This is a genomic window from Amycolatopsis rhizosphaerae (genome assembly GCF_007713715.1).
In the GTDB taxonomy this organism is placed as follows: Bacteria; Actinomycetota; Actinomycetes; order Mycobacteriales; family Pseudonocardiaceae; genus Amycolatopsis_E; species Amycolatopsis_E rhizosphaerae.
Map to the genome: position 1 here is coordinate 1 of NZ_VJWX01000888.1, position 1,062 is coordinate 1,062.

Below are 1,062 nucleotides of genomic sequence, written 5' to 3' on the forward strand. Positions count from 1 at the left end.
GTGTCGCCCAAGCCGTCGCCCCACCAGGGGGTCACCATGAAGATCACCGGCTCGCCACGGGCCCAGGGAGACCTGATGCTGGTCCCCGCGCGGGCCACCGGCCCCCGCGGCACGAAGGACTTCGCCTTCGCCCTCCGCCGCACGGCCGCAAGCTGGTGCTACGCCAGCGACGCCGGCGTCTGACCCGGACCCACGGCCCGGGCCCCGGCATGGTCCGCCGACCGGGGCCCGGGGGGCGGTCAGCCCTTGCTGGGGCGGCGTTGCGGACGCGGCGGGGTCACGCCGTCGGCGAGCCTGCGGGTGGTCAGCAGGAAGGCCGTGTGCGCCACCATGCGGTGCTCGGGCCGCACCGCCAGGCCGACCACGTGCCAGGGCCGCATGAGCGTCTCCCACGACTCCGGCTCGGTCCACCCCTGCTGCTCCCGCAGCGCCTCGGTGACCCGGGACAACTGGGTGACGGTCGCGACGTAGACCACCAGCACCCCGCCCGGCACCAGGTTCCGGTGCACGACGGGCAGCACGTCCCACGGGGCGAGCATGTCGAGCACCACCCGGTCCACCTCGCCGGTGTGCGTGGCGAGGTCGGCCACGGTCAGCGTCCAGTTCTCCGGCTTGCCGTGGAAGAACTTCTCGACGTTGCGCACCGCGTGCTCGGCGTGGTCCTCGCGGACCTCGTAGGAGGTGACCGTGCCCTGCGGCCCCACCGCGCGCAGCAGTGAGCAGGTGAGCGCACCCGAGCCCGCGCCGGCCTCCAGCACCCGCGCCCCGGGGAAGATGTCGCCCCACATCACGATCTGGGCGGCGTCCTTCGGGTAGATCACCTGGGCGCCACGGGGCATCGACAGCACGTAGTCGGCCAGCAGCGGGCGCATCGCGAGGTACGAGGTGCCGCCGGCGGAAGCGATCACCGAGCCTTCGGGCCTGCCGATCAGGTCGTCGTGCTTCAGTGCCCCACGATGCGTGTGGTACTCCTCACCCTCGGTCAGCACGATGCTGTAGTGCCGGCCCTTCGGATCGGTCAACCGCACCCTGTCCCCGGGGCTGAACGGCCCGCTTACCGAC

Annotated in this window: 1 protein-coding gene and 1 pseudogene; one reads left to right on the forward strand and one right to left on the reverse strand. The window is 72.9% G+C overall.

Going from position 1 to position 1,062, the window contains the following annotated elements; genetic code table 11:
- Positions 1–183 (forward strand): annotated as a pseudogene (locus FNH05_RS38735) (hypothetical protein); the annotation flags it as partial.
- Positions 184–239: 56 nt separating this feature from the next.
- Here the strand turns inward: FNH05_RS38735 and FNH05_RS37640 are convergent.
- On the reverse strand, positions 240–1,062 hold an 823-nt coding region (locus tag FNH05_RS37640), incomplete at its 5' end, for a tRNA (adenine-N1)-methyltransferase (protein ID WP_246128175.1).